Annotated in this window: 6 protein-coding genes and 2 pseudogenes; 1 reads left to right on the forward strand and 7 read right to left on the reverse strand. The window is 58.2% G+C overall.

Features of this window, described 5'->3' with window-relative positions:
* The 5 genes and pseudogenes from AUR65_RS20225 to AUR65_RS11805 all read right to left on the reverse strand — a co-directional run.
* Positions 1-597, reverse strand: a pseudogene (locus tag AUR65_RS20225) (DUF955 domain-containing protein); the annotation flags it as partial.
* A gap of 73 nt (positions 598-670) precedes the next feature.
* Positions 671-1,009: a hypothetical protein gene (locus AUR65_RS11790; RefSeq protein ID WP_058567062.1), complete on the reverse strand. Its 339-nt coding sequence runs from the start codon at positions 1,007-1,009 to the stop codon at positions 671-673.
* A 97-nt stretch (positions 1,010-1,106) separates the two neighbouring features.
* Positions 1,107-1,502 (reverse strand): DUF7567 family protein, encoded by a 396-nt coding sequence (locus AUR65_RS11795; protein ID WP_058567063.1) that lies wholly within the window; start codon positions 1,500-1,502, stop codon positions 1,107-1,109.
* A gap of 328 nt (positions 1,503-1,830) precedes the next feature.
* The gene (locus AUR65_RS11800) at positions 1,831-2,091 is read right to left on the reverse strand and encodes a hypothetical protein (protein ID WP_058567064.1); all 261 of its coding nucleotides are present in this window, start codon (positions 2,089-2,091) and stop codon (positions 1,831-1,833) included.
* A 16-nt stretch (positions 2,092-2,107) separates the two neighbouring features.
* A complete protein-coding gene (locus tag AUR65_RS11805; protein ID WP_058567065.1) occupies positions 2,108-2,599 on the reverse strand; it encodes a hypothetical protein in 492 nt (163 codons plus the stop codon).
* 1,156 nt (positions 2,600-3,755) lie between these two features.
* On the opposite strand from AUR65_RS11805, the gene AUR65_RS11815 reads away from it, so the two are divergent.
* Positions 3,756-4,040 carry a PadR family transcriptional regulator gene (locus tag AUR65_RS11815; RefSeq protein WP_008605476.1) on the forward strand — a complete coding sequence of 95 codons (285 nt, stop codon included), beginning with the start codon at positions 3,756-3,758 and terminating at the stop codon, positions 4,038-4,040.
* Positions 4,041-4,075: 35 nt separating this feature from the next.
* Here AUR65_RS11815 and AUR65_RS11820 read toward each other — a convergent pair whose 3' ends face one another.
* Together AUR65_RS11820 and AUR65_RS20230 are read right to left on the reverse strand one after the other, a co-directional pair.
* Positions 4,076-4,576, reverse strand: coding sequence for a hypothetical protein (locus AUR65_RS11820; RefSeq protein WP_233194361.1), 501 nt, complete (start codon positions 4,574-4,576; stop codon positions 4,076-4,078).
* A 234-nt stretch (positions 4,577-4,810) separates the two neighbouring features.
* A pseudogene (locus AUR65_RS20230) lies at positions 4,811-5,033 on the reverse strand (DNA-binding protein); the annotation flags it as partial.

A 5,033-nucleotide genomic window follows, 5' to 3' on the forward strand; every position in this document is an offset into this window, starting at 1 on the left:
CTTCGCTTCGCCATGCCGCCACTCGTCGGGATCGACGATGCGGATGGTCACGCCGAGGTCCGACGCGATGTGAGTGAGGTCGTCGACGAGCGTGTCAGACTCACCGGTCGCCGCCGTGTCCAGCTCCGGGAGTGGCTCGCCCTCGGTCTGCGAAATGTCGAAGACTGGAGCGGGCTTGAAGCCCACGAGGCCCTCCGACCACTCTTCGGGCGGCGTCTCGTCGTACGCACACTCGCTGTTTTCGTGGTAGCTCGGCGCGTTCCCACACTCAGGGCATTGGGTCGTGATGATCGGCGCCCAGATCCAGATCGCCGACTCGCCTTCCTCAACGTATCGGTCGAACTCCTCCTGCCACGTCCGGTAGCCAGCGACCTTCGTTGCTTCGGGACACTGGAGGGAGATGAGGAGTGTGTTGCGGTGGGAGTAGTCGTGGAACCGGCTCTGGACATCCAGCCACGCTTGGAACTGCTTGCTCGCCCGAGCGTTGTCGACGTCGTCAGCGAGGTCCGCAAGCCACTGTTCGATCGTGCGATGCATCTCATCGTGTCGCGTGTCGGTCTCGTCGAACGACACCGACGTAGAACTCGTTGTTGCCATTAGTTTCAGTTCTAACACGTCGCTTCAGGACGCGCCGCACCCCTCGGGGGCGCACAAAAAACAGCGGGGCGAACTACTGGTCGGTGTCCTCGCGCTCGAGGCTACGAAGGTACTGTCGACACTCGCCGAACAGGCCGCTCGCAGTCGCCTCGCCAGTCGTGAGGTGACGAACCCACTCAATCGCCCAGCAGTACACGGAATCGGACTCACCTGCGCCGTGGATGTACCACCAGCGAGCGGCTTTAAGCACGACGAGCGGATTCGTCGGCGGTTGTTCGCTCAGAAGGTCCCACGTAATCGACTCAATTTCATCGGGAATGTCGGCTCGGGTGAACTCCGAACGATGCACGAGGTCGAGGTCGACCGGAATCTCGTCGATAGAGACGTCTGACTCTGTTTGTTGGTGACTCATGGAAATCACGTCACACGGACTGTGTCTTCAGCCCGCACCCATCTCGGGCGCAAAAATAACCACGGCGCGCTAGTACCGACGGGTCTCCCGACCGACGCTATGCGAGGTGCGACACTTCCTCCGGTTCGGAGTCGTCAGCGAATTCGTTGCGCTCGACTGGCGTCCAATCTTCGGTCGTGGTTGGTGCCCACCAATCGACGTGGTAATCACCCGGTGCACCGAGAATCTTAACTTGTGCTTCGTCGTCCGGGAGCGGCCGGCGAAGTTTCTCGTCGACGTGGAGATTCCACGTCGTCGTCGCGTCGAATGTGAGGATGACCGCCTCATCGTAGCCACGCGACTCATGCGACTCACGGCACGTCACACTGGTATTGCACTCTGTGCAGAACACCCCCTCAAAGGGAATGTGCGTGAACGCTTCCGTGCCACACACCGGACACCACAGAAACTCGAACAGCGCGTCGTCGTGGCGGCACACACGCTCAAGACTCATCGATCATTCACCACCGTTGCAGGTGTCACGAGCGGCTGGTGTGGGAAGTGAGACAACTCGGCTACTGACGTTGGAATCAGCATCTGTTACTGCGCCTCCGCCCTTTGGGCGGCGCAAAAACAACGCCGTAGTGGAGATCTGCTGAACGCGCAATAGAGCTGAATGAGGTACCCTGTCATAGGAGTTCGGTAATCCGCCGACTGTGAGGTTGCGAGTTCACGAATACAATCTGAAAGTGGCAGAGTGAGAGTACATTTCGTCTGTCTTCCTGTGGAGATTGAGAAGTAGTAACCCAATATGTGCCCGGTTCGACACACCACAGGAGGACTTACTCTGTGTCTACTGCTAACTCCGCGAGGACATCATCGTGTGAGGTCGTTCGAACGCGCTCGACAAACGCATGTGCAGCAGTGTCAGTCGCAAACACCGACGCATCATAGCCGACGGAGCCACCGAACACAGTCCACTCGTCAGTCACCACACCACCGGACAGCGGCGTGTACTCGACACGATAGGTGTCAGCCACGTCGTCGATGACGATTCGAACAGCAATACCACGATCAGGAAGTGTCTCTCTCAGGAGTGCCATTGGCCACAGCGTCGACTCAGTAGTGGACATCAGCGGGAACGATCCATAGGTAGTCGTTCGACCCGACGAGTTGCTCGAGTCGTTCGCGATGCCGAACCCCATCAGCGAACTCGTCGTAGAGGTACACCGCCGGTCCGCGGTACGCACCGAGATTGTGGCACGCATGCCTGACGAGGTCCCCATCACGCATAATCGCCGCGGCGTCAAGCTCGTCAACACCCTCTCGAACGCGCTCGAGATTCCGCTCGAACTCGCGTGTCGTCGCCTGCCATCCACGCTCAAGGAGTTCCTGGCCGTCCTCCGAGCCAACGGGTGCTGCAACCGGGAGGTCACCCCACCGGGCACTACCAGCGACGGTCGTTGAATCGTCATCGAACGTCACATAATAGTCGAACACCGCCTCAGCGTGGGGGGCAGCTCCCACCAGTTGATCGAACACGTCGGCGGCCCGTGAGAGGGCTTCGTCTGTTGTCGATGCAGTCACGAGTGCGTAGATTACTTGGTGCATTCGTCGTCACCTCACCGACTCAAGAGTCGAAGTCTGTCCGACCCCTGCGCCGGCGCCCATCGCCGGCGCACACAAACACAACCCACAACTATACATCAGAAATCACGAGTACAGTTGCACCCGAGGCGGTTAGTGAACCCTCCTCAGAACTAGAATTCCATTAGAGTATGACCTGCCACTCATGTCAACGTCAGACACCCGGGACAGGTTCGTACTGTGGTGTCCGACACACGGAACACCGCCAGACCGACTCTCCAGCCCATACTGCAGGCGGACTATCTTCGCGTGAATCGAACCGATGCGGTGTCTGCTCACCACACGACTGACAGCGGAGCAGTTGCCGTGTTGGTGAGGCTGACGACGACTGTGATGGCGAGGCGTCGACAGACGCTCGTCGAAGCGCAATCGCTGGGACAACCCACGTTCTCGGGTCCGAAAGTAACTGCTCACGACGGGAGTCCTCAGTAATCTGTGTCCCAGCAGCGTCGTACCACCGGGAAGCAGAACCCTCCGTCGAAGGAGAAGTGGACCACAACGAGACTGACCGTGCTTTCGCCACGAAGCCATCCTCCCGTGAGCCAGTCGCAGGAACGACATCCGGGAGGTGACTCCACCGCGCTCGAAGTGGCGCCGCGATTGGCTGTTCGAGCGCCGCAATGAGTGTACACTCGTCGATAGGGGATGAGTGGGAACGCTGCAGTAATCGGGCTGCTGCAGTCCCTTTTGCGAGTGCACCCCGCGGTGACTGTGACGGAACGAGCAGACAGATGATGCCGTGGAGCGATTGCTCGTGGGGCGCAGAGGTGCTGTCTGGGACCGAGACGTCCTGATCGAGGCAGAACCGACACTGGCTCTGGGTCCGATGGATGGCCCGCTCACAGGTCTGACAGATGTCCGTGTCCAGATCGTCACCAGCAGGGTAGTCATGCTCTGGAATCACGTCGCCGTGCTCGGCGTGGTCGGGTTCCAGCTGTACGTCGGGAATCTGCGTCGCTTCGCCATACGGTCGAAATTCCGCGGTCGGATCACGGTAGGGCGGCATACCGCGTCGTGGCTGTACCTTCCCATATAAACGTTCGTCCAGCGAGGCCGCTCTGAAACCCGGCCGATGGCCAACAAACGTATATGTATTCTTAAACTATCCATGGGCAGCAAAATGTACGATTTGACCGGGTTCCAACGCGACCTGCTGTATGTCACCGCCGGCTTGGACGAACCGCACGGACTCGCAATCAAAGACCAACTCGAGGACTACTACGAAACCGAGATCCACCACGGTCGGCTGTATCCCAACCTCGATACGCTCGTCGAAAAGGGTCTCCTCGACAAGGGCGAAAAAGACCGCCGAACGAACGTCTACGCAATCACCGCTCGCGGTCGCCGAGAAATCGAAGCCCGCGACGACTGGGAACAGCAGTATACGAGTACACTCACTAAGTAAGAACTAACAAAGCGACCACAAGCGGCGAAGATACGCTATGTACCTTGTTGCGAGTTATTCCTTGTATCAAATTCTGTTACCGCTCGCTTGATTACTACTGGGCGACGGCTGACGCGACCTGAAGCAACCCGCATTAATCCTTGAGGATAGTACTCATCACCATACCCAAAGATTCGATTGACAGCAGCTCGCGGAACAGCAACCTCATCGTACTCAGTAATCGTGTAGATGAGATTCGAAGGTGCGTTCCGCCAGAACGTTGTGCTTGCCCAATTGGAAGAATCCTCAAATGTTAGCCCAACGAACCCAGTACCTACGTATTGACCGTCCTGATAAAACAATACAAGATCGCCTGACTCCATTTTCTCGAAGTAGTTTCGGTTACTCTCACCATCACGGGCACCCCAGAATCGGACAGACTCAAGGTTGGAAAGTGCAGCAGGGTGATCCGGATAGTCATCTAATTCAACGCGGTTGAGAACTGTTTCGCGGAAGTTTGCGGGGTCACACGGGACGAGAAAGACATTTCCAGCCATGATAAGTCACTACAAATATATGTTTTATAGTACTTCTGGACCTCACGTTATTAGACCGTGATTCCTGGTTCATATCAGGAGGGTTGCCGCCATGGACATGCATCTCGATGTTGAGTATGGACCAAGGTCGTGGCTGCGCGCGCAGTTCCGAAGAAGCGAGCACGGAGCGGAGGGTGGGGCGGTGGGGCCTGGGTCGGCCCGGCAACCAACAAAAAAGAGGACTGCGTCGCGCCGTTAGGCGTCCCACCAAGCGTCGCGCTCGGGGAACATCACGGTCGTCCAGCCCGTCAGCGCAATCGAGACACGCCCGTCGTACCAGTTCCGCGCCGCTCCGTGAATCCGCACACGTTCGCCCTCACGAATCCACGGCACGTCCGAGGCCTTCCAACTCGTCAGCTTCACCTGCCCGCTTTCGTCTTCGAGGAGCCCCGCTTGCTGAATCGCCGGCGACTCCGAC

Origin of the sequence: Haloferax marisrubri, assembly GCF_001469875.2 — an archaeon.
In the GTDB taxonomy this organism is placed as follows: domain Archaea; phylum Halobacteriota; class Halobacteria; order Halobacteriales; family Haloferacaceae; genus Haloferax; species Haloferax marisrubri.